The sequence below is a fragment of the Bacillus sp. OV322 genome (assembly GCF_900112495.1).
Taxonomy (GTDB): domain Bacteria; phylum Bacillota; class Bacilli; order Bacillales; family DSM-1321; genus Peribacillus.
In genome coordinates, this window is the sequence record NZ_FOMA01000001.1 from 783,090 (window position 1) to 807,694 (window position 24,605).

The 24,605-nt window shown below is 41.2% G+C and carries 21 protein-coding genes; 20 read left to right on the forward strand and 1 reads right to left on the reverse strand.

Annotated features, from left to right (window positions below; genetic code table 11):
• The first annotated feature begins 6 nt into the window (after positions 1-6).
• The 7 genes from asd (at position 7) to BM126_RS03930 (ending at position 9,360) form a co-directional block, all read left to right on the forward strand.
• On the forward strand, positions 7-1,062 hold the full coding sequence (gene asd / locus BM126_RS03900; RefSeq protein WP_090988217.1) for an aspartate-semialdehyde dehydrogenase: 1,056 nt from the start codon (positions 7-9) through the stop codon (positions 1,060-1,062).
• A 61-nt stretch (positions 1,063-1,123) separates the two neighbouring features.
• The gene (dapG, locus tag BM126_RS03905) at positions 1,124-2,365 is read left to right on the forward strand and encodes an aspartate kinase (protein ID WP_090988219.1); all 1,242 of its coding nucleotides are present in this window, start codon (positions 1,124-1,126) and stop codon (positions 2,363-2,365) included.
• 29 nt (positions 2,366-2,394) lie between these two features.
• Positions 2,395-3,261 (forward strand): 4-hydroxy-tetrahydrodipicolinate synthase, encoded by an 867-nt coding sequence (gene dapA, locus BM126_RS03910; protein WP_090988220.1) that lies wholly within the window; start codon positions 2,395-2,397, stop codon positions 3,259-3,261.
• Between the two features lie 661 nt (positions 3,262-3,922).
• A complete protein-coding gene (locus tag BM126_RS03915; protein ID WP_090988411.1) occupies positions 3,923-5,650 on the forward strand; it encodes a ribonuclease J in 1,728 nt (575 codons plus the stop codon).
• Positions 5,651-5,842: 192 nt separating this feature from the next.
• Positions 5,843-6,580 (forward strand): ClpP family protease, encoded by a 738-nt coding sequence (locus BM126_RS03920; RefSeq protein ID WP_071349557.1) that lies wholly within the window; start codon positions 5,843-5,845, stop codon positions 6,578-6,580.
• A complete protein-coding gene (locus BM126_RS03925; RefSeq protein WP_090988221.1) occupies positions 6,577-6,804 on the forward strand; it encodes a YlzJ-like family protein in 228 nt (75 codons plus the stop codon). The genes BM126_RS03920 and BM126_RS03925 overlap by 4 nt, the downstream gene beginning before the upstream one ends.
• 174 nt (positions 6,805-6,978) lie before the next feature.
• Positions 6,979-9,360, forward strand: a complete 2,382-nt coding sequence (locus BM126_RS03930; RefSeq protein WP_090988222.1) for an FtsK/SpoIIIE family DNA translocase — start codon at positions 6,979-6,981, stop codon at positions 9,358-9,360.
• 80 nt (positions 9,361-9,440) lie between these two features.
• Here the strand turns inward: BM126_RS03930 and BM126_RS03935 are convergent, their stop codons facing one another.
• Positions 9,441-9,725 carry a DUF6509 family protein gene (locus BM126_RS03935; protein WP_090988223.1) on the reverse strand — a complete coding sequence of 95 codons (285 nt, stop codon included), beginning with the start codon at positions 9,723-9,725 and terminating at the stop codon, positions 9,441-9,443.
• A 348-nt stretch (positions 9,726-10,073) separates the two neighbouring features.
• Between BM126_RS03935 and BM126_RS03940 the strand changes: the two genes are divergently transcribed.
• The 13 genes from BM126_RS03940 (at position 10,074) to BM126_RS04000 (ending at position 24,362) form a co-directional block, all read left to right on the forward strand.
• Positions 10,074-10,799 (forward strand): GntR family transcriptional regulator, encoded by a 726-nt coding sequence (locus tag BM126_RS03940; RefSeq protein WP_071350705.1) that lies wholly within the window; start codon positions 10,074-10,076, stop codon positions 10,797-10,799.
• An 87-nt stretch (positions 10,800-10,886) separates the two neighbouring features.
• Positions 10,887-11,972 carry a BMP family lipoprotein gene (locus BM126_RS03945; protein WP_090988224.1) on the forward strand — a complete coding sequence of 362 codons (1,086 nt, stop codon included), beginning with the start codon at positions 10,887-10,889 and terminating at the stop codon, positions 11,970-11,972.
• Positions 11,973-12,150: 178 nt separating this feature from the next.
• Positions 12,151-13,686: an ABC transporter ATP-binding protein gene (locus tag BM126_RS03950; RefSeq protein ID WP_090988225.1), complete on the forward strand. Its 1,536-nt coding sequence runs from the start codon at positions 12,151-12,153 to the stop codon at positions 13,684-13,686.
• A complete protein-coding gene (locus BM126_RS03955; RefSeq protein WP_090988226.1) occupies positions 13,679-14,725 on the forward strand; it encodes an ABC transporter permease in 1,047 nt (348 codons plus the stop codon). The genes BM126_RS03950 and BM126_RS03955 overlap by 8 nt, the downstream gene beginning before the upstream one ends.
• Positions 14,726-14,764: 39 nt before the next feature.
• Entirely contained in the window at positions 14,765-15,685 is a 921-nt protein-coding gene (locus BM126_RS03960; protein WP_371261406.1) for an ABC transporter permease, read from the forward strand.
• A gap of 349 nt (positions 15,686-16,034) precedes the next feature.
• Complete coding sequence (gene yfmF, locus BM126_RS03965) at positions 16,035-17,312, forward strand: EF-P 5-aminopentanol modification-associated protein YfmF (RefSeq protein WP_090988228.1); 1,278 nt, start codon at positions 16,035-16,037, stop codon at positions 17,310-17,312.
• On the forward strand, positions 17,312-18,598 hold the full coding sequence (gene yfmH / locus BM126_RS03970) for an EF-P 5-aminopentanol modification-associated protein YfmH (RefSeq protein ID WP_090988412.1): 1,287 nt from the start codon (positions 17,312-17,314) through the stop codon (positions 18,596-18,598). The genes yfmF and yfmH overlap by 1 nt, the downstream gene beginning before the upstream one ends.
• Positions 18,599-18,767: 169 nt before the next feature.
• Positions 18,768-19,532, forward strand: coding sequence for an elongation factor P 5-aminopentanone reductase (gene ymfI, locus BM126_RS03975; protein ID WP_256212963.1), 765 nt, complete (start codon positions 18,768-18,770; stop codon positions 19,530-19,532).
• A gap of 81 nt (positions 19,533-19,613) precedes the next feature.
• Complete coding sequence (locus BM126_RS03980) at positions 19,614-19,874, forward strand: DUF3243 domain-containing protein (protein ID WP_071350700.1); 261 nt, start codon at positions 19,614-19,616, stop codon at positions 19,872-19,874.
• A 620-nt stretch (positions 19,875-20,494) separates the two neighbouring features.
• Positions 20,495-21,286: a DUF3388 domain-containing protein gene (locus BM126_RS03985; protein ID WP_090988229.1), complete on the forward strand. Its 792-nt coding sequence runs from the start codon at positions 20,495-20,497 to the stop codon at positions 21,284-21,286.
• Positions 21,287-21,294: 8 nt separating this feature from the next.
• Positions 21,295-22,194, forward strand: coding sequence for a helix-turn-helix domain-containing protein (locus BM126_RS03990; RefSeq protein ID WP_371261394.1), 900 nt, complete (start codon positions 21,295-21,297; stop codon positions 22,192-22,194).
• Positions 22,195-22,365: 171 nt separating this feature from the next.
• Positions 22,366-22,950 carry a CDP-diacylglycerol--glycerol-3-phosphate 3-phosphatidyltransferase gene (gene pgsA, locus BM126_RS03995; RefSeq protein WP_090988231.1) on the forward strand — a complete coding sequence of 195 codons (585 nt, stop codon included), beginning with the start codon at positions 22,366-22,368 and terminating at the stop codon, positions 22,948-22,950.
• A gap of 167 nt (positions 22,951-23,117) precedes the next feature.
• Positions 23,118-24,362, forward strand: coding sequence for a competence/damage-inducible protein A (locus tag BM126_RS04000; RefSeq protein WP_090988232.1), 1,245 nt, complete (start codon positions 23,118-23,120; stop codon positions 24,360-24,362).
• Positions 24,363-24,605: the final 243 nt, after the last annotated feature.

Here is a 24,605-nt window from a genome sequence, read left to right on the forward strand (position 1 = left end):
GGACCAATGTTTGAAACAAAAGGATTGAATATCGCGGTTGTTGGAGCAACAGGGGCAGTCGGACAGCAAATGCTGAAAACTCTTGAAAACAGAAATCTGCCTATAAAAAACCTTACACTGCTTTCTTCAGCCCGTTCTGCCGGCACAAAGGTGCTTTTTAAGGGCATGGAGATAGAAGTTCAGGAAGCAAAGCCGGAAAGCTTTGAAGGCATCGACATTGCATTGTTCAGTGCAGGAGGAAACATCTCCAAATTGTTTGCCCCTGAAGCAGTTAAGCGCGGCGCCATCGTGATTGACAATACCAGTGCTTACAGGATGGACCAGAATGTGCCATTGGTTGTTCCTGAGGTTAATGAAGAAGATTTAAAGAACCATAATGGCATTATTGCCAATCCCAATTGTTCAACAATCCAAATGGTTGTTGCTCTTGAACCAATCAGAAAGCAGTTCGGGCTGAATAAAGTCATCGTGTCTACTTACCAGGCAGTTTCCGGTGCAGGGGCCGCAGCTATTTCTGAGCTGAAGGAGCAGTCACGGGCCATTCTTGAAGGAAAAGAGGCAAAACCTGCAATCCTTCCTGTAAAGGGAGATAAAAATCATTATCAGATTGCATTTAATGTAATACCTCAAATAGATAAGTTCCAGGAAAATGGCTATACATTTGAAGAGATGAAAATGATCAATGAAACAAAAAAAATCATGCATATGCCTGATCTTCCTGTTTCAGCTACTTGCGTACGCCTTCCAGTAGAAACTGGACATTCTGAATCTGTTTATATTGAAATTGGCCAATCTGGAGTTTCTGTGCCTGATATACAGGGTCTCTTAAAAGGAGCAGATGGCATCATACTTCAGGACGATCCGGCAAATCAGGTGTACCCGATGCCGCAAGCTGCAGTCGGGAAGAATGAAGTGTTTGTAGGAAGGGTCAGGAAAGATTTGGATGAGGAGAAAGGTTTCCATTTATGGGTTGTTTCAGATAACCTATTAAAAGGAGCTGCCTGGAATTCCGTTCAAATTGCAGAAAGCTTGCTAAAGCTTGGATTAGTGGATATAAAATAAATAATGATTAGGACTGCCGGCTTTCCTTTTAGGAGAGCTGGCTTACATTTGAGGTGTTAATATGAAAATCATCGTACAGAAATTCGGCGGGACATCTGTCCGCGACGAAGAAAGCAGACTTCATGCAAAGCGCCATATTGAAAAAGCTCTTGAAGAAGGGTATAAGGTCATTGTGGTTGTTTCTGCCATGGGCAGAAGCGGAGATCCTTATGCTACGGATACGCTTCTTTCTCTTGTAAAAGGCTCACATTCCCTGATTACTAAAAGAGAGCAAGATCTGCTGCTATCTGTTGGTGAAACGATTTCTTCGGTTGTATTTACTAATATGCTTCTCGAAAATGGAATAAAAGCTTCTTCTCTTACTGGCGGGCAGGCAGGTTTCAGGACAAATAATGATCATACCAATGCAAAAATCATGGAAATGAAATGCGATCATCTGCTGAAAGAGCTTGAAGATCATGATGCTGTTGTTGTAGCAGGATTTCAGGGTGCTGCAAAAAACGGCGACATAACCACCATTGGCCGCGGAGGAAGCGACACATCTGCAGCTGCAATCGGAGCGGCGGTGGGTGCAGAATGGGTTGATATTTTTACAGATGTAGAAGGGATAATGACGGCGGATCCAAGGATTGCTGAGCATGCACGCCCGCTTTCTGTAGTCACATATAATGAGGTATGCAACCTTGCGTACCAGGGTGCAAAGGTTATTCATCCCCGGGCAGTGGAAATTGCCATGGGAGCAAAGGTTCCGATAAGAATAAGGTCCACCTATACAGACGGAATAGGTACACTGGTGACCAGCATCAACAAGGACCGACGCGGAAGTGATATCCGTGAGAGGCTTGTAACGGGAATTGCACACGTTTCTAAAATTACACAAATAAAGGTATTGGCAAAAAAAAATCAATACAACTTACAGGCAGAAGTTTTCCAGGCTATGGCCAAAGCCTCTATTAGTGTGGATTTTATCAATATATCGCCTATGGGTGTAGTTTACACCGTTTCAGAGGACATGACCGGGCATGCCATTAAAATATTGGACGAAATGGGTCACGAGCCGATTGTGCAGGAAAATTGCGCAAAAGTATCTGTAGTCGGCGCTGGAATAAACGGTGTTCCGGGTGTTGCTTCCAAAATTGTAACGGCCTTGTCTGAAAAGGGAATCGGCATTTTGCAATCCGCAGATAGCCATACAACTATCTGGGTTTTGGTAAAGGAAAATGATTTAGTAGAAGCGGTGAATTCTCTGCATGATGCTTTCCAGCTTCATAAAGAGATTGCGGAATACAAAATTACAGATTAATTAGCGGAATTAAATATGGGGTGTATATTATGATAAATTTTGGAAGAGTGTCCACAGCAATGGTAACTCCATTTGATAAAAATGGGAACATTGATTTTAACAAGACAACAAAGCTGGTAAATTACCTGATTGAAAATGGTACAGATTCACTTGTTATTTGCGGAACAACCGGAGAATCTCCAACACTGTCATCAGAAGAAAAGATTGCACTGCTTCGCCATGTAGCAGAAATAGCAGATAAAAGAGTGCCTGTCATCATGGGAACAGGCAGCAATAATACCTATGCCTCAATTGAATTCACTAAAAAAGCTGAACAAAATGGCGCAGATGCTGTTATGCTTGTGGCCCCATATTATAACAGGACAAATCAGGAAGGCCTGTATCAGCACTTCAAGGCTATTGCAGACAGTACTTTGCTTCCTGTCATGATTTACAATATTCCGGGAAGGGCATCTGTGAATATTGCTCCTGAAACAGTAATCAGGCTTGCTGAAATCAATAATATTGTAGCTGTAAAAGAAGCTAGCGGGGATTTAAATGCCATGACAGAAATCATCGCCGGAACAAGTGATGACTTTTTGTTATACAGCGGGGATGACGGATTGACGATACCAGTTCTTTCTATTGGAGGAGCCGGCATAGTTTCTGTAGCCTCGCATATAATCGGGAATGAAATGCAGGAAATGATCGAAGCATACTTATCCGGTAACATAGGAGAGGCAACTGTAATGCATCAAAAATTACAGCCTGTTATGAAGGGCTTATTTGCAGCACCGAGCCCGGCACCTGTTAAGACTGCACTGCAGATCAAAGGCATGGATGTCGGCTCTGTCAGGCTTCCTATCCTGCCGCTAACTGAGCAGGAACGGGCAGCATTGAATGCTTTAATTAAATAATCAGCAAGAGAAAACAAGCCAGTCATCTTTGATTGGCTTGTTTTATCATGGCTATTTCTTAAAGATTATTGTTTTTTTTATGTGTTCCAATGTTAAGTCAGGTTGATTGGAGCGCAAGGTGCGGGACTCCTGCTTAGATTAGCGGAACAGGTTAAACCCCACAGGCGCAGCCGAGGAGGGCACGCCCTGAGGAAAGCGAGCATCCTGGAGCGGAAATCAACCACCTTGTTTCATAGTAGCAACGTTTACGAAAACAGCCTTTATAATAAATCTTTATTGCGGTTAAACCATAAGTGGAATTATAAAATAATTCTTTCAAATCATAAGTCTTTTCTTTATACTTTTACTATACATAGTTTTCGCATTCATCTGACGTAAAGGCTGTCATCGGATATATAGAGATTGGAATTATTATCCTTCTATGAAGAATATATTTAGTTGGCTGGGGATCCCGGCGGGAAGATGTGCAAGTAAGCGCTGCCAGGTTTAGAGGCATAAAAGTTAGGTTATAAAAATACCGACTAGTAAACCATATCTGGAATAAGTGAGGTTAAATACATTAATACATACATATAATGCATGAAAAAATGTGCCAGCGATTTAGAACATTTTTATCAATACTCCTTAAAAAGGTTAAGTATTGTATTGTTTTTTTTACATCATGTATAATAAATTCAATTGGATTTTGAACGGCCAGATTTTTAAGGAGGATATTAGATTGGTTAAAGAAAAAGATAACAGCGGCATAAAGGTAATTTCCCTTGGAGGACAGGGGGAGCTTGGAAAAAATATGTATATTGTTGAAGTTAATGAAGATTTATTTCTTTTAGATTCAGGCTTAATGATTCCTGAGGAGGAAATGCTTGGAATTGATGCTGTGATACCGGATATTTCCTACATTATGGAAAATAAAAGCAGGCTGAAAGGAATATTCATCAGTCATGGACATGAAGATCATATGGGTGCGCTCGCCTATATCCTGAAATATTTAAAGGCGCCGGTATTTGGCACGAAACTTACGATTGCCTTGGTTAAAGCGAAATTAAGAGAAGATGATTACAAAGGAAAAACAGAGTTTATTGAGGTGGATTCAGATACAGTACTGAATTTTCCAGAGGCTGATATTTCCTTTTTCAGAACGAATCACAGTATTCCTGACTCAGTGGGTATCGCCATTCATACCTCTGAAGGGGCAATAGTTTATACAGGTGATTTTAAATTTGACCAAGCTGCCTCGGAGCTTTACAAACCTGAGATTGGCAAAATGGCGGCACTTGGAGAAAAAGGGGTTCTCTGCCTTCTTTCTGATAGTACCGGAGCAGAAAAACCTGGATATACACCTTCTGAGGCGATTGTTGCAAAAGATATGGCAGATGCCTTTGAAAATGCCCGCGGCAGAATTATTGTTGCCTGCTTTGCATCGAATGTGAATCGTATTCAGCATGTTTTTAATGCTGCTGCAAAAAGCGGACGAAAAGTCGCAGTGGTCGGGAAGAGCCTTCATAGAGTGTATAATACAGCGCTTGATTTAGGATATTTAAAGGTAGCAGAAGATGCAATCATTCCTGTTTCAGAACTTTCTTCCTATGAATCTAACAAAGTAGTCATTCTATCCACGGGACATCAAGGGGAACCTATAGAAGCTCTGCAAAAAATGGCGAGGCAGTCACACAGGCAGGTGGCAATTTCTGAAGGAGACACCGTCTTAATTGCCGCTTCTCCACTAAAAGGAGGAGAAATCAATCTTGCCAAAACGATTGATCTTCTTTACAGGGTGGGTGCAAATGTTGTTTCAAGCCGATATAAGGTACATGTTACCGGCCATGGCAGCCAGGAAGAATTGAAAATGATGCTGAATTTAATGAAACCTAAATTCCTTATCCCTGTACATGGTGAATACCGCCACTTATATGCACACGAAAAGGTGGGCGTGGCAGCTGGCCTTGACAGGGAAAATATTATCATTGCCGATAAAGGGGATATCGTTGAAATTAATTCGGAACAAATCCGCCTTGCTGGCAAGGTTTCCGCCGGCAATATTTTAATAGATGGCAGCGGAGTCGGAGATGTAGGGAATATCGTCCTTCGGGACCGCAGATTGCTTTCACAGGATGGCACTCTGATAGTCGTCGTTACTCTCAATAAATCTGATAAGACAATTGCTGCAGGACCGGAAATTATTTCACGCGGATTTGTATATGTGAGGGAGTCTGAAAAACTGATGGATGAAGCTACTTCACTCGTCAATGAAATCGTGAAGAAAACCGGAACAAAACAGCCTTTTGACTGGTCCTCACTAAAACAGGAAATGAGGGACTCACTGAATTCCTTCCTATACGAAAAAACCAAAAGACGTCCAATGATCCTGCCGATCATCATGGAAATTTAATATCACTGTAAAGTTGGTCCTGGTTGTACTAGTGCAATCAGGGCTTTTTTTTCCCGGATTTACAAGTGGTTTTATTGTGCGATTTGTTGTCTTTTTGCAAAATAACATTCATTTTCCTTGGCCGGACTGCGAATGAACTCGCTATTTTGAGACAATAATATGGTTGTATACGCAGACGGAAGGAGTTTTGTAATGGAGAATGTACCGCAGCCAAATAAACCTGAAGAAGGCAAGAATTCTACATTAATTGAAAAAATCCAGCAGCTTGGACAGACGAACGTGCCCCATATGTCACAGGATTCAAGCATTCATTGTTTGACGATTGTCGGGCAAATCGAGGGACATATCCAGCTGCCTCCTCAAAATAAAACAACTAAATATGAACATGTTATTCCTCAAATCGTAGCGATAGAACAGAATCCAAAGATAGAAGGTCTCCTGGTTATATTGAATACGGTAGGAGGAGATGTGGAGGCAGGATTGGCTATATCTGAAATGCTTGCTTCATTATCAAAGCCCACTGTATCAATCGTATTAGGAGGCGGACATTCTATCGGAGTGCCGATAGCTGTTTCCTGCGATTATTCTTTTATTGCTGAAACAGCGACAATGACCATTCATCCAATCAGACTGACTGGAATGGTCATTGGTGTGCCTGCAACCTTCGAATACCTGGATAAGATGCAGGAGAGGGTCATCAGGTTTGTAACAAAGCATTCTCAAGTGAGTGAAGAACAATTTAAGGACCTTATGTTTGCAAAAGGCAATTTAACAAGAGATATCGGGACGAATGTCATCGGCCATGATGCAGTCGAATTTGGTTTGATGGATGATGTGGGCGGAATAGGCCAGGCCATGAAAAAGCTGAATGAGCTGATTGACGCTTCAAGGGCATCATCTGAAAATGGCGATGAAGGAATTCTGCAATGACCTTATATACCATTCTGCCGCCGGAACAGGTCTTTCCGCATGCCGCGGAGGCTTTCCACAATATCCACAACTATTCGTATGATGGCATTCCGATATTAATTGAACAGCAGAGTCCGACAAGCTTTCGTGTTCAGAGGATCATAAGCACTGATCCTGCGCATTATCTGGTTCATGCCATTCAGCCAGGGTCTTATTTGCCTGTTTTGCAAGGGTTTAATAATTAGAAAAAAGGTCCAAGCCATGCAAATTATGATATACTGAAGGAAATAATATTAAGCAGCCGGCAAGGCTGCTTTCTTCGTTATTTATAGAGAATGCTTACAGAAAATTGAACAAAGATGCCGGTATTCTTACAATGGATATTGAATACATATTGCATGAAAAGTCAGGTGGTAAAAATGGCGAAAAAGAAAAAAAGGAAAAAGAAAAAAAGTACAGAGACATTAAAAGGCACCTTAAAATATGAATTGTTAGGTCTGGCCATATTGGGTCTTACTGCAATCGCCATCGCAAAGCTCGGTGCCGTTGGAAAGAGCATTGTCTTTTTAGTAAGATTTTTTATGGGTGAGTGGTATATCCTGTTTTTGCTTGGGATGATTGCTGTCAGCCTTTATTTAATGATCAAAAGGTCAGCTCCGCTGTTTTTAAAAAGACAGCTTGTTGGAATTTACTTTATCGTCTGCAGTATTCTTCTGTTAAGCCATGTGCATCTCTTCAGATTGCTTGCTGAAGGGGGACCGTTTAAAAAGCCAAGCGTAATTGCTAATACATGGGAGCTTTTCTGGATGGAAGTTAACGGTCAAACAAGCACCCCGCCGGATCTTGGAGGAGGAATGATTGGAGCCATCTTGTTTGCATCTTCCTATTTCCTTTTTGACCAGGCAGGTTCTACAATAGTCGCTGTAATCTTCATTATAATTGGCGTGATCCTTCTCACTGGCAAATCTTTTGGAGAAACACTGGGGAAATTAATCCGGTATTGTGCTGTTTTTATTACTTCACAGTGGGGAGCCTTCAGGGAAGATATGAAGACTTGGAATCAGGAAAAAAAGGAAAATAAGAAGCAGGAACAGCAGGAAAAACAAACGAAGAAAGAAAAGAAATCAGCAAATAATCCTTTGCCGGAAGAAAATCTTCCAGAAGAAGAAGAGGAACTGCCTTCCCGAAGACTCATTTCTAACTTTGCAGAAAAAGCATACGGGGAAGGAACAGAGCCTGTTGAAAAGGACGCTGCTTCTTTAGCAGATACAGTAAATGAAGAAAATGCAGCTCCCGCAGGAAAAGACGGGAAATCTGAAAGTGATGATATCGTTCCAGCCATTAATTTTACGGAAGTTGAAAATAAAAAATATAATCTTCCAGCACTTTCACTTTTAAATCATCCGAAAAAAACGGATCAAAGCGGTGAATTTCAGTTAATTCATGATAATGCGGCCAAGCTTGAAAGCACCTTTAAAAGTTTCGGGGTTAAAGCGAAGGTGACACAGGTGCACTTAGGGCCGGCTGTTACCAAATATGAAGTGCATCCAGACGTCGGTGTCAAGGTAAGCAAAATCGTCAGCTTATCGGATGACCTTGCGCTTGCACTTGCTGCAAAGGATATACGTATTGAAGCACCGATTCCAGGCAAGTCTGCAATTGGCATTGAGGTGCCTAATTCTGAGATTGCTATGGTATCTTTAAGGGAAGTGCTTGAATCAAAAGAAAATAATAAACCTGATGCAAAGCTGCAGATAGGACTGGGCCGGAATATTTCTGGAGAAGCGGTCATGGCAGAGCTGAACAAGATGCCCCACTTGCTTGTTGCAGGTTCAACAGGAAGCGGTAAATCAGTCTGCATCAATGGAATTATAACGAGCATTTTAATGAGGGCTAAGCCTCATGAAGTGAAAATGATGATGATTGATCCAAAAATGGTAGAGCTTAATGTATATAATGGCATTCCGCATTTATTGGCTCCTGTTGTCACTGATCCTAAAAAAGCATCACAGGCTCTTAAAAAAGTCGTAAGTGAAATGGAACGCCGCTATGAACTGTTTTCACATACTGGGACACGTAATATTGAGGGTTATAATGAATATGTAGTCAGACAGAATAGCGAGGAAGATGCACAGCAGCCCCTTCTTCCGTATATCGTCGTGATTGTTGATGAACTTGCTGATTTAATGATGGTTGCATCTTCAGATGTGGAAGATGCTATTACACGACTGGCACAGATGGCGAGGGCAGCTGGGATCCATCTGATCATTGCTACCCAGCGCCCTTCAGTCGATGTTATCACAGGAATCATCAAAGCGAATATTCCTTCAAGAATTGCATTTAGTGTATCTTCAATGACAGATTCCAGGACAATTCTGGATATGGGAGGAGCTGAAAAGCTCCTTGGAAGAGGAGATATGCTGTTTTTGCCAGTCGGCCAGTCAAAGCCAGTTCGTGTTCAAGGTGCATTTTTATCGGATCACGAAGTTGAGGATGTAGTGAATTACGTCATCTCACAGCAAAAAGCACAATACAATGAAGAAATGATTCCTGACGATATTCCTGAAACAGCAACTGGCGAGGTGGAAGACGCACTTTACGATGAGGCAGTCAGCCTGATTGTAGAGATGCAGACAGCCTCTGTATCCATGCTGCAGCGGAGGTTCAGGATTGGCTATACCCGTGCTGCAAGACTGATTGATGAAATGGAATCCAGAGGGATTGTCGGGCCGTATGAAGGCTCAAAGCCCCGTACTGTATTGGCACCAAAAGAGACTGGAAATGAAGCTCATTTATCATAACAAAAAACCCTAAAAACAGCAGATCGTATATCTGCTGTTTTTAGGGTTTTTCCTGACCTGATCGCTAAGAACAGAAGTAGTTATGAGAGATGTTCTTTACAGAAGTTTTCTAGCAATTTCACTTCTTCCTCTTCTAAATCAAAGTCCAAAAGCTCTTCCGATTCCTTTTCATGAATATCATACTTCAGGATTCCTTCACGGGTTTCCTCGATGGTATATAATACCCTGATATATAAGCCCTTTTCGCTATAAAGCTCATCATCCTCAGGAACCTCAATATCAAGGAAAAACTCATAGCGCTGTCCTGTAAGGATACCAAAAGGATCAATCAGGGGCTCGGAAGTATAGGAAGTAATTGTCAGCATATAAACATCCTCTCAATTGTTTAAGTTGTAAGCATGGACCATAAGACCTGCTTTATTATAAAACAAACCCATGGATACGAAAAAAACACTTTATAAATAATAGCATACACAAGTACAAAACGAAAGCGTCATATCCAGCTGAAGTATAGATATGTCAAGGTTTTTAAAGGTGTTTTCAAATTATCGGCTCAACAATTAACTGATAATTTCGCCTATACTATTTTTTTTGATTAATTTCAAATCTCTATTTATTTATATTTGAAAAAATGTTATAGTAATTTTCGATTAGTAGGAATGATTGAACATCAGATGTCTGATGTCTTAAGAATTATAGTTGGAGGAACCTGCATGTCTATCAAGTCAGATAATCGGCATTTGTATTTGCAAGTCATTGACCGGCTTAAACAAGACATAGAAGAAGGGATTTATAAAGAAAAAGAAAAATTGCCTTCTGAATTTGATCTTGCCAAAGAGCTGGGAGTAAGCAGGGCTACTTTGCGTGAGGCGCTGCGCATTCTCGAAGAAGAGAATGTCATCATACGCCGCCACGGAGTTGGAACCTTTGTTAATGCACAGCCGATGTTTTCATCTGGCATAGAACAGCTTAACAGTGTAACAAACATGATTAAACAAGCAGGCATGAAGCCTGGGACTATTTTCTTAAGTTCTATCACACAAAGTCCGGCAGAAGAAGATTTACGGCGCTTTTCATGTTCACCTGAAGATTCAATCGTTTTAATAGAAAGGGTAAGGACTGCAAACGGCGAACCGGTTGTTTATTGCATTGATAAGATACCGGAAAGTATATTGCCGGAAGCTTTTTCACATCAGGACGAATCGCTCTTTGATATCCTGGAAAAGGAAGCAAGCCGGAAAATATCTCATGCAGTCGCAAAAATTGAGCCTATAGGCTATCACGAGAAGATTTCTCCAATTCTTGAATGCGACCCTGAAGCAGCATTGCTTGTATTAAAACAAATGCATTATGATGAAAATGAAGAGCCGATTCTTTATTCCGTAAACTACTTTAAGGCGGATATGTTCAGTTTTCATGTTCTCAGGAAAAGAATATAATTTTTTAAGAGACTTGAAAACGCCAACAGATTTTAAATTCAGAACATTTCTACTAAATCAACTATCATTCCGTAGGGGGTACAAACCTTGAAAAAGCGTAAAATGGGCTTAGCACTATCATTGGTACTGGCTGCTGGTACACTGTTAGGTGCATGCGGCAAAAGCGATGACAATTCAAGCAAAAACGGTGATTCCAAGAAAGACAACTTTACTGTGGCTATGGTAACGGATACCGGTGGCGTGGATGATAAGTCCTTTAACCAATCCGCTTGGGAAGGTCTTCAGGCATTCGGCAAAGACAACAACCTGCAAAAAGGTACAAGCGGTTTTGATTATGCGCAATCAAAATCAGATGCGGATTACACGACAAACCTGAATACTCTAGTCCGCAATAAGTTTGATTTGATTTTCGGAATTGGCTATAAGCTGGCTCCAGACGTAGAAAAGATTGCTGATCAGCGCAAGGATTCCAAATTTGCAATCGTTGACTCTGTTGTAAATAAACCAAATGTTGCGAGCATCACTTTTAAAGAGCAAGAAGGTTCATTCCTTGCGGGTGTAGTTGCAGCCAAATCGACTAAAACAAAGAAAATCGGTTTTATTGGCGGAGTAGACGGCGAACTAATCAACAAGTTTGAAGTTGGTTTTGTTGCCGGTGTTAAATCTGTTGACAAGAGCATTGATGTAAAAGTGCAATATGCAGGAGATTTCGCTAAGCCTGATGTGGGCAAAACAATTGCAACAAGCATGTACACTTCTGGAATAGATATCATTTATCATGCTGCTGGCGGAACTGGTACTGGAGTATTCACTGCTGCTAAAGAACTTAAGAAAAAAGATCCATCCAAAGATGTTTGGGTAATCGGTGTAGACCGTGACCAAACAGAAGAAGGCAAGCTTCAAGCTGGCGGCAAAGACTACAACGTTACATTAACTTCAATGGTTAAGCGTGTTGATATTGCTGTTCAAGATCTTGCCAAGAAATCTAAAGATGGCCAATTCCCTGGCGGAAAAGTCATCGAATATGGACTGAACGAAAATGCAATCAGTGTACCTGATTCCAACATCTCTCCTGAAGCTAAGACAGCTTTGGATGAGTGGACCAAGAAAGTTAAAGCAGGAAGTGTGAAGATTCCTGCAACACGCGCAGAATTAAAATCAATGAAGTTTTAATTTCCATCGAAGGAATAATAGGCTGCAAAGTCTTTTATTCCTTCTTCTTAACTGAAAAACCGGAAAATTCAAATGAAAGACTATAAAAGGTTATGGTTTTTCATTTGAACTTTCAAAAATTTCAGGCTTCACTGGCAATCTAATGAATGGCACTCATCTTTTTAGGAGCTGATTATAAGTGGAATATGTAATTGAGATGCTTAATATCCGAAAGGAATTTCCGGGAATCGTAGCCAACGACAATGTCACGCTGCAGGTAAAAAAGGGTGAAATCCATGCTCTCCTTGGGGAAAATGGAGCAGGTAAATCTACCCTCATGAACGTCCTTTTTGGGCTATATCAGCCTGAAAGGGGAGAAATAAAGGTTAAAGGAAAGCCAGTGAAAATCACAAACCCGAATATTGCGAATGAATTGGGAATTGGGATGGTGCATCAGCATTTTATGCTAGTTGATCCTTTTACAGTCACAGAAAATATCATTCTTGGAAAAGAGCCTTCTAAAGCAGGGAAGATTAATTTAAAGACTGCCAATAAAGAAGTGCACGGCTTATCTGAACGCTACGGCCTGAGTGTCAATCCGGAAGCTAAGATTTCCGATATATCTGTCGGCATGCAGCAGAGAGTGGAAATTCTGAAAACCCTTTACAGAGGGGCGGAGATTCTGATTTTCGATGAACCTACAGCGGTCCTGACTCCTCAGGAAATAAAAGAGTTAATGGCTATCATGAAAGCTCTTGTCAAAGAGGGGAAATCAATTATTCTTATTACCCATAAACTTAAAGAGATAATGGAAGTATGCGATCGGGTTACAGTCATCCGCAAAGGTCAGGGGATTGGCACGGTTAATGTTAGTGAAACAGATCCGGATGCACTGGCAAGTCTTATGGTTGGGCGGGATGTTGTATTCAAGACAGAAAAAAGTGAAGCAAATCCTGCAGGCCAGGTGCTGGAAATATCAAGCCTTAATGTGAAAGACTCGCGGGGAGTTTATGCAGTTAAAAATTTGAATCTTTCTGTGAGAGCCGGCGAAATTGTCGGTATCGCTGGTGTAGATGGCAACGGGCAGTCAGAACTTATCGAGGCGATTACTGGTCTTAAAAAATCCGAATCTGGAACGGTGCAAATAGGCGGCAAGGAAATCCAAAATCAGTCTCCAAGAAAAATAACACACTCGGGAGTAGGACATATTCCTCAGGATCGGCATAAACACGGGCTTGTATTGGATTATTCCATTGGAGAAAATATCGTATTGCAATCATACAAGGATCATCCTTTCTCAAAAGGAGGCATTCTGAAATACAACAAGATTTATGAAAAAGCCAGGGCATTGATCAGTGAGTATGATGTCAGAACTCCAAGTGAATATACACCGGCAAGAGCCCTTTCAGGAGGCAATCAGCAAAAAGCGATAATCGGCCGTGAAGTGGACCGGAATCCGGATCTTTTGATTGCAGCACAGCCGACAAGGGGTCTTGATGTCGGGGCCATAGAATTTATTCATAAACGTTTGATTGAGCAGCGGGACCAGGGCAAGGCTGTTTTGCTTATTTCCTTCGAGCTTGATGAAATCATGAATGTAAGTGATCGAATAGCAGTAATTTATGAAGGTGAAATAGTAGCTATCGTGAATCCTAAGGAAACAACAGAGCAGGAACTGGGATTATTGATGGCAGGAAGCAAGAGAATGGAAGCAGGTGGGGCGTCACATGTCTAAGAAACTATTAAACTTATCAATTCCGGTTATCTCTGTATTGCTTGGCCTTATTGCAGGTGCCATAATCATGCTTGTCAGCGGATATGACCCTATTGCGGGCTATTCAGCAATGCTACAGGGAATTTTCGGAGAAAGCTATTATGTCGGGGAATCCATCCGGCAGATTACTCCTTACATTTTGTCTGGCCTGGCTGTAGCTTTTGCTTTTAGAACCGGTCTATTCAATATCGGGGTTGAAGGGCAGCTGATTGTTGGATGGTTCGCTTCAGTATGGGTGGGACTTGCATTCGACCTGCCCAAAGTGATTCATTTGCCGCTTGCCCTGCTTGCAGGTGCGCTCGCAGGTGCTTTATGGGCATTCATTCCCGGACTATTAAAAGCAAGATTCAGGGTCCATGAGGTTATTGTAACCATCATGCTGAATTATACTGCCCTGCATCTGACAAATTACTTGATTGCCAATGTTCTGACAGATAAGAAAGACCAGACGGATCCTATTCATAACAGCGCATCCCTTAGTTCTGGCTTCCTTCAGGGACTAACCGATTTTTCAAGGCTGCACTGGGGTATTGTCATTGCGATTATATGCGCTATAGTGATGTGGTTTATTCTTGAGAAAACAACAACAGGATTTGAATTAAAAGCTGTAGGATTTAATCAGCATGCTTCTGAATACGCAGGAATGAGCGTAAACCGCAACATTATCATGTCCATGGTTATCTCTGGGGCGTTTGCAGGGCTTGCCGGCTCCATGGAGGGACTTGGAACGTTCGGATACGCTGCCATCAAAAACGGTTTTACAGGGGTAGGCTTTGACGGCATAGCCGTTGCACTTCTCGGCGGCAATACAGCCATTGGCGTGGTGCTCGCAGCTATGCTATTCGGAGGATTGAAGACCGGGGCGCTGAATATGCCGCTTGCAGCAAATGTTCCAAATGAAATAGTTGATATAGTAATAGCTTTAATTATATTTTTTGTTGCTTCAAGCTATTTCATTCGCTTGATAATAAATCGTTTTTCCAAGAAGGGGGTGAAATAAGTGGATTTCTATCAAATTCTGCAAATTATCGTACCAGCTATGATCGCTCTTGCAGCTCCACTTATCTTCACTGCGCTAGGCGGCGTTTTCTCAGAACGGACCGGTGTAGTCAACATCGGGCTGGAAGGATTAATGGTCATTGGCGCATTTGTCAGTATCGTATTTGATTTAACGTTCGCAGATCAGCTGGGGAGCTGGACACCGTGGATTTCAGTCATTGTTGCCATGGTTGCAGCCATGATTTTTTCCCTTCTGCACGCTGTGGCCACTATTACCTTTCGTGCCGATCAGACAGTCAGCGGTGTCGCCATCAATTTACTTGCCGTAGGGTTAACGCTTTTCCTGGTGAAGCTGATTTATGGAAAAGGCCAGACAGATGTTATTCAGGCTACTTTTAATAAAGTGGATATTCCTGTATTAAGTGATATACCGTTTATCGGAAAAATCTTTTTCTCAGACGGCTATTATGTGTCATATATAGCAATTTTGCTTGCTGTAGCTGTATGGTATATTATCTACAAAACTCCAGTGGGGCTTCGTATACGTGCAGTCGGTGAACACCCAATGGCAGCAGATACTATGGGAGTCAGCGTTTTTAAAATCAGATATTTAGGCGTTATGCTGTCTGGTGCTCTTGGCGGAGTCGGCGGTGCTGTTCACGCATTGACGGTAACAAATGACTTCAGTCACTCAACCATTAATGGACAGGGCTTTATGGCGCTGGCTGCCATGATATTCGGAAAGTGGCATCCGCTGGGCGCAATGGGTGCTGGACTATTCTTCGGATTAGCTCAAAGCTTGAGTGTTGTCGGAGCGAGTCTGCCATTTTTCAAGGATATTCCTCCGGTTTACCTGCTCATTGCTCCATATGTACTGACCATTATCGCACTAACAGGTTTCATCGGACGGGCAGATGCTCCAAAGGCATCCGGTCAGCCATATATTAAAGGAAAAAGATAATGTTCCCGAATTAAAGAACCAGGCAGATGCCGGGTTCTTTTTTTAATCTTTTCTTATATATAGCTGCTTTTTAATGTGTTCTGTGAGGCCATTCCACCATTAATTCAAGCTGAAGCAAGCATTTTGGAGCGAAAGTCAGCTGTCATGTTCCATAACAATAAAGTTTATGGAATCAGCTTTTCTCCGAAAGATAAATCATAATAATATTATGTCAACTAAAAGTGAATAAAGTTCTTCTAGCTTGCATGAATTTTCCTTTGCCATGTATATTTGAAGTAGATGTTTAAAAGCAGTGTAACTGCTAACACTAACACAAAATGGCTTTAATATAGAAAAGGAGGACGATTTGATGGCAATTGCTTCAGATCTTATCAGGAAAATACCTGGCTGCACACTTCACATCGTACCAACAGATAAATATAAAACAAATACCATTGTACTTAAAATGAAGGCCCCTCTTGAAGCAGAGACGGTTACAAAGCGGGCCTTGCTGCCTTATGTACTGCAGAACAGCTCTCATAAGTATCCGACAACTCCTTCTTTCAGGTCGTATCTGGATGAATTGTACGGAGCCAGTTTTTATGTGGATACTGCAAAAAAAGGGGAAAATCATATAATCAGTTTCACCATTGAAATCGCCAATGAAAAATTCCTCAGTGATTCTGAACCGCTGCTTGAGAAGGCGATTGCGCTTTTATCAGAAGTGATATTTCATCCGAAAAAAGATGGAGAGTCTTTCGCCTCTGAGGCTTTTACAAATGAAAAAAGATCGCTTAAACAGCGTATTTCTTCTGTTTACGATGATAAAATGCGCTATGCCGCTACAAGACTTGTTGAAGAAATGTGCAAGAATGAACCCTATGCCCTCGATGCTTCCGGAAAAATGGATGATCTTGAAAGCATAACCCCTGAATCTTTATACACATATTATGTTCAAGCGTTAAAAAATGATCAAATTGATATTTATGTAATAGGTGACATACAAGAAGAACGTACAGAGCAATTGATTAAAACCTATGTAAAGCTCGAAGAGAGGACTCCTGTTTCAAGCAAAAGCGTGCAGAAGAATCCTGGAAAAGCGAATGAAGTGATTGAAACACAAGATATTAAACAGGGAAAGCTGAATGTTGGCTACAGAACCAATGTTTTGTACGGAGACCCTGAATATTATGCACTTCAGCTTTTTAACGGCATTTTCGGCGGATTTTCACACTCCAAGCTATTTATCAATGTAAGGGAGAAAGCAAGCCTGGCCTATTATGCTTCTTCAAGGGTTGAAAGCCACAAAGGCCTGCTGATCGTGATGTCTGGAATTGAAAATGAAAATTATGATAAGGCGATGAGAATCATCCATGAACAAATGAAAGAAATGAAAGAAGGCAATTTCTCGGATGATGAGTTATCTCAGACAAAAGCTGTAGTGAAAAACCAGCTCCTTGAGACAATTGATGTTGCGAGAGGCCTTGTGGAAATACTCTACCATAATGTCGTGGCAGGAACGGATATTTCGCTTGACGAATGGCTGGAGAAAACAGAACGGACTACGAAGGAAGAAGTTCTTTCAATTGCCAAAAAGGTCGAGCTTGATACTGTATATTTCTTAACAGGAAAAGAGGTGGAGGCATGATGGAGAAGATTACATTTGAACAGCTTAGGGAAGAGCTGTTTCATGAAAAAATGGAAAATGGCCTCGAAGTGTACATATTGCCTAAAAAAGGTTTTAATAAGTCATATGCAACCTTTACCACTAAGTATGGATCTGTAGATAATCATTTCATGCCGCTTGGCAAAAGTGAATTCTTGAAGGTACCGGACGGAATTGCCCATTTCCTAGAGCATAAACTTTTTGAAAAAGAAGATGGAGATGTTTTTCAGCAGTTCAGCAAGCAGGGCGCTTCTGCAAATGCATTCACTTCATTCACAAGGACTGCTTATCTGTTTTCCAGTACATCAGAGTTTGAAAAGAATCTAAAAACACTGGTGGATTTTGTACAGGAACCTTATTTTTCGGATAAAACCGTCGAAAAAGAAAAAGGTATCATAGGGCAGGAAATTAATATGTATGACGATAATCCTGATTGGCGCCTATATTTCGGGTGCATTGAGAATATGTATAAGCACCATCCGGTTAAAATTGATATTGCAGGTACGGTTGCTTCTATCGCCGACATTACAAAAGAACTCCTATATGAATGCTATGGCACATTTTATCACCCAAGCAACATGCTGCTGTTTATAGTCGGACCGGTAGACGCAGGAAAGCTCATGGATGATATAAGAAATAACCAATTAAGCAAGGATTACAAAGATCAGCCTAATATTCAAAGGCGGTTTGAGGAAGAACCCCCTGAAGCTGCCAAAAAGAGCCAGACGATCAGAATGAACGTCCAGACCCCTAAGGTAATGATGGGTGTAAAAGCCGTAAATGTAAATCAGTCAGGAAAAGAAATGCTGAAAGCTGAATTAGCAGCCAATCTCCTTTTGGAAATGCTTTTCGGAAAAAGCTCTCCGCTGCATGAGGAGCTTTATAATGAAGGGCTGATTGATCAAAGCTTTTCTTATGATTATACCCAGGAGCAAGGTTTTGGCTTTGCATTGGTCGGCGGAGACACAGAACAGCCAGAGCAATTGACCGAAAAACTCAGGACTATTTTGTTAAGCGCTAAAACAGGGAAAGGCATCAGCGAGGAAAGCTTAAGCAGGACGATAAAAAAGAAAATAGGATCTTTTCTCCGTTCCTTGAATTCGCCTGAATATATAGCGAATCAATTTACACGTTATGCTTTTAATGATATGAACTTATTTGATGTCGTTCCTGCCCTTGAAGAAATATCTTTCAAAGATATTCAAAAAACTGCAGCTGAGTTAATTGATGAAGACAGAATTACCGTTTGTCAGATCCTTCCAAAGTAAAAATTGGATATTCTAAAAAGCCCTTTTAGTATCTAAAAGGGCTTAAGTCCATTCGTATTTTACTGGAGGGGTATAGTAAGGAGACTTTGAGGATTGCTGAATCAGGTGAAATACACTTGCCTCCCGGAGAGCAGCGATACAGGGGGAACCGCGGAGCCGCAGAGAGCGGATGGCAACAGATTTAATATATGATGACGGGGGAGAGGCAATGGAAAAACGATTTGTTCTCGTGACAGGAGCAAGCGGAGGAATTGGCAGGGCAATTTCAACAAAACTTGCACATGAAGGTTATTCTCTTTATTTACATTATAATAAAAATCGGCAGGGCGCAGAGCGGCTTGCTAAAGAACTTCAGCACCTCGATATAGAACTGATCCCTGTACAGGCCGACTTGGGGGAACCGAGTGGGTATAAAACACTGGCTCAAAATATTTTTAGTCTTCACTCTGTTGTATTAAACAGCGGAATGAGCCATTATGGCCTGATTTCAGAGGCTGACCACGAAACGGTCAGGCAAATGGTCCAGCTGAATCTTACGAGTCCCTATGAGCTCACAAGGGAACTGCTGCCAAAGCTGTTCAATCAGGAGTCTGCTTCCATTGTAGCGATAACCTCCATATGGGGACAAACCGGGGCTTCATGCGAGGCATTATACTCGATGGTTAAAGGAGGACAAAATGCTTTTGTGAAAGCCTTAAGCAAGGAAGTATCCTTAAATGGCATAAGGGTGAATGCAGTTGCACCTGGAGCAATTTCCACTTCTATGATGGAAACCTTTTCGCAGGATGAACTCGAATCAATAAAAGAAAGCGTTCCAATGGGAAGAATAGGCCTTCCTGATGAAGTGGCAGAGGCTGTTTCTTTTTTGCTTTCCCAAAAAGCCTCCTACATTACCGGACAAATACTTGGAGTGAATGGCGGCTGGTATACATAATTTTTTTTTTAGCAGGTGAATAATATATCACTTTCCTTCACACAATAACTCTGTACTACACGAAGGAAAGGATGATCACAAATGTCTGTACTGGAAAATTGGGATCAATGGAAAAACTTTTTAGGCGACAGATTAAATCAAGGACAAAAACAAGGTCTTGAACAAGAGTCAGTCAATCAATTGGCATTTGAAATCGGGGATTATCTTGCCAAGCAAGTAGACCCTAAAAACGAACAAGAGCGTGTTTTAGCAGATCTATGGTCTGTGGCAAACGAAGATGAAAAACATGCTATTGCTTCCATGATGGTCAGATTAGTTGAAAATAATGGAACTGGCGAGTAAGAAAAGTAAAATGAAAGAGCCGGGAGCAAGCGCTGCAAAAGCCTTGTTCCCGGCTCTTTTTTGTGCTGTGTTTTCCAATTCTTTAACTATGGCTCTTTTCTTAAAGATTGTTGTTTTTTAATATGTTCTGTAAAGTGATCCCGTTAAACCGGGTTGATTGGAGTGTAAGGTGCGAGACTCCTGTGGGATTAGCGGGAAGGTGAGACCCCGCAAGCGAAGCTGAGGAGGCTCACCGCCCGCCCCACGGAAAGCGAGCATCCTGGAGTGGAAATCAACCCCCTTGTTCAGGTAACAACAATGTTTACGAAAACAGCCTTACCATAAAACACCGTTTCATCAGAATTTAGAGCAAAGGATAAATTCATGCAAATCATTCATTTTATTTCCATGTAAACCTATATTATCCTTAATGAGCCGTGTTTTTTTTCTGCTTATTCTTGTTTATGTGAAAACCTGAAAATGAATTGCTTTTTAGAAAGGTTTTCCCTTTTAACTTGCTGTAAAATGCTATATTATAGAAGCTAGACTAGAATGATATACTTTTATAGGAACCCGTTTGGACTGCCCGAGCGCACCGGTTTACTATAAGAGGATTGATCCTGGCATTGGGAGTTGGTTTAATGGAAACTAAAGAGTGGTATTTTGAATACGAAATACAAGTGAACCGCCCTGGTTTATTAGGCGATATTTCCTCATTGCTGGGAATGCTGTCCATAAATATTGTAACGATTAACGGAGTGGATGAAGGCAGGCGCGGGATGCTCTTATACGCGAAAGATCAAAGGAATATCGAGAGGTTTGAGTCCATTCTTTTAACCATGGATACAATCAAGGTGATAAAGCTTAGAGAACCCAAACTGCGCGACAGGCTGGCAGTCAGGCATGGACGATACATCCAAAGGGATGCCGATGAAAAGAATACTTTCCGCTTTGTCAGGGATGAACTTGGTTTGCTTGTAGACTTTATGGCGGAGCTGTTTAAGCAAGAAGGCCATAAGCTAATAGGAATCAGAGGGATGCCGCGGGTCGGAAAGACAGAATCAATTGTAGCATCGAGTGTCTGTGCAAATAAAAGGTGGCTGTTTGTTTCTTCGACATTATTGAAACAGACCATTCGCAGCCAGCTGATTGAAGATGAATACAATAATGATAATTTATTTATCCTAGATGGCATCGTTTCTACAAGAAGAGCCAATGAAAGACACTGGCAGCTTGTGAGGGAAATCATGCGATTGAATGCTGTAAAGGTGATTGAACATCCTGATGTATTTGTACAGAATACCGAATATACACTGGATGATTTTGATTACATTATTGAACTTAGGAATAATCCTGAAGAGGAAATTACATATGAAGCAGTTGAACAAAATGGGCGATTTTCAGATTCTGATTTTGGTTCATTTGATTTTTAAAATGGTAGGTGTTTTATTTGACGGAACTAGGAAATAGGCTTAAAGAAGCAAGAGAAGCAAAAGGAATGAGTCTGGATGATTTGCAGGAAGCCACTAAAATCCAGAAAAGGTACCTGATAGGCATTGAAGAAGGAAACTATGAAATGATGCCTGGAAAGTTTTATGTCCGCGCATTTATTAAGCAGTATTGTGAAGCTGTCGGGCTGGATCCAGAAGGTATTTTCGAGGAATATAAGAATGATGTGCCTGCAGTCCATCATGATGAATTGCCGGAGCAGCTATCAAGAGTGCAATCGAGAAAAACCATTTCACCTGGAACATCAAAATTCATGGAGCTTTTTCCAAGGATTTTGGCAGCAGTTTTGGTTATTGGCGTATGTATCCTAATTTGGGTGTTAATATCTAAATATGTGAACAATTCCGACGAAAAGACCAAAAAAAACGAAAACAAGACAAGTCAATCAGTGGATTATAATGAAAACAAAAACTCTCCTCTGAAAAAAAATGATCAGAAAAAAGGTACTGGCGAAAAACAGCAAGATAAAAATACAAAAACAGAGAAGCCTGCTGCCGAAAAACCGGTTCAAGCATTAACGAAAACCAGCATAAGCGGCAAGAACACCACCTATACCCTCAAAAATGCCGAGAGCTTTAAGCTTAAGGTAGCATCTAAAGGGCAAACCTGGGTAGGAGTCAAAAATGGAACTGGAAAACTGTTTTTCCAGGGCATTCTGAAGAAAAATGAAAGCAAGGATATCGATTTTTCAAATGAAGCAGAAGCAGTTATTATAATTGGTAATGCTAGTGATACTGAGATATCTGTAAATGATGAAAAACTGGAATATGCGATTTCTCCTTCAAAAATGGTCACTCAAACTATCACAATCCAGTTTGATAAGTCGAAATAGTCATCTTTAAGGTGACTATTTTTCACTTCATTGTTTAATGGGGGCATGTAAGGTAAACTGCTGAAATTGGTTGATTGCCAATTTTTTGCTGTTTTTTTCTGTATTTCCTCATGAAATATTTATCAACAGTAAAACATACTAATTGTAAGCACATATTTGGAGGGTAAAACTGTGAATCTGCCTAATAAAATTACTATCTCAAGAATTTTTTTAATACCTGTATTTATGATTATCATGTTAGTTCCATTCTCTTGGGGCTCTGTTTCTCTTGGAGATTTTACGCTGCCGGTTACACACTTGATCGGGGCAATCATATTCATCATTGCATCGGCTACTGACTGGATAGATGGCTATTATGCACGAAAGCTGAATCTTGTTACTAACTTCGGGAAATTTCTGGATCCTCTTGCTGATAAGCTTTTGGTTTCTGCAGCACTGATTATTCTGGTGGACCTTAATCTGGCAGAACATTTATCATGGATTGTCATCATTATCATCAGCCGTGAATTTGCGGTTACAGGGCTGCGCCTGATACTTGCCGGAACCGGGGAAGTTGTGGCAGCCAATATGCTTGGCAAAGTAAAGACATGGACTCAGATCATTGCTATTGCGGCATTATTGCTGCACAATTTCCCTTTTGAATTCATTTCATTTCCTTTCGCTGAAATCATGCTCTGGATTGCCCTGATCTTCACTGTTTGGTCCGGTCTTGATTATTTTGTTAAAAATAAGGAAGTTTTCAAAAACTCCAAATAAGCTGCCTTAAACAAAAGCAGTATTTTAAGGGACCGAGAAACCAGGACTGCTCTGGCATTCTCGGTCCTTAGGCCGTTTTAAAGCCGTGGTGATAAACGGTAATTGTTTACCTCGCCATACTTAAGGTAAATATATGGTGTGAATGATTATAATCGGGAGGTCTTTTAATGGATGCAGAAATCATTGCAGTGGGATCTGAGCTGCTCTTAGGGCAAATCGCAAACACAAATGGGCAATTTCTTTCCAGGCAATTTGCAGAAATGGGAATTAACGTTTTTTACCATACTGTTGCAGGAGACAATGCCGGCCGGCTGAAATCGGCTATAGAAGCAGCAGAAAAAAGAGCAGACTTAATTGTTTTCACAGGAGGGCTCGGGCCGACAAAAGACGATTTGACAAAAGAAACAATATCAAAGCATTTAGGGAAAAAACTTGTTTATGATGAGGCGGCATTAGCCTCTATTAAGACCTACTTTCAAAAAACCGGGCGTGAAATGACCGAAAATAATAAAAAGCAAGCACTCATACTGGAAGGCTCGGAGGTCTTGCCCAATGATCACGGCATGGCGCCGGGAATGGTGCTGGATTCCGATGGAAAAACATATATGCTTCTTCCTGGACCCCCGAAAGAAATGAATCCAATGTTCATTTCATACGGCCATAAAATCTTGATGGGCAAACTTGATAAACATGAAATTATTGAATCGAAGGTTCTCCGCTTTTTCGGAATCGGTGAAGCTCTGCTTGAGACAAGAATTGCTGATTTGCTGGATGGACAAGGCAATCCGACAATTGCGCCTCTTGCCTCTGATGGAGAAGTTACATTAAGAATCACAGCTAAAAACGAATCCAGGGAAAAGTGCGCTGAGCTAATCCAGCAGGCTGAAAAGAGCATTATGGAACGGGTTGGCGAGTATTACTACGGCGAGGGAGAAACTTCGCTTATTAAAGAGCTGGTTAAGGAAATGACTGCAAGAGGACTTACAGTTGCAGCAGCTGAAAGCCTTACTGGAGGCATGTTTCAGGAACAGCTTACAACCATTCCGGGAGCAGGGAAAATTTTTAGGGGCGGTGTGGTTGCCTATTCAACAGAAGTGAAAGAGAAAGTATTGAAGATCACTCCAGAAACTATTTCTTCCCATGGAGTTGTCAGCATGGAATGCGCTAGGGAAATGGCCGTAAATATCAGGGAGATGATGGATGCTGACGCGGGCATCAGCTTTACTGGTGTGGCTGGGCCTGACGAACAAGAAGGAAAGCCTGTCGGCACTGTTTTTATAGGAATTTCAATTGGTGATAAAAAACCAATCATTGAACGGTTAAATCTTTCAGGCAGCCGGGCTCAGATCCGGATGAGAAGCGTGAAATATGGATGCCGCTTTCTGATTCACCGTTTAATAGATCTTATCTGAGCAATGTATTTGACAGTTATAGAGATTGGTCATAATTCCCTCAAGCTGGGAGCAACTTTGGTTTTAACCTGCTTTATCTGAAGGAAGGCTAAAAAAAATAGTATAGCTGATGGAGTATTCTTTATGGCGGTCCGCTCCTTTTGATCAGGTTTTATTTGGAATCTTTGATGGCAGAAGCAGGGGCAAATTGAATAAACAGATTTTGAGTAAAAAGGATATTTTTCTTTCATTTACAGTTTGGAA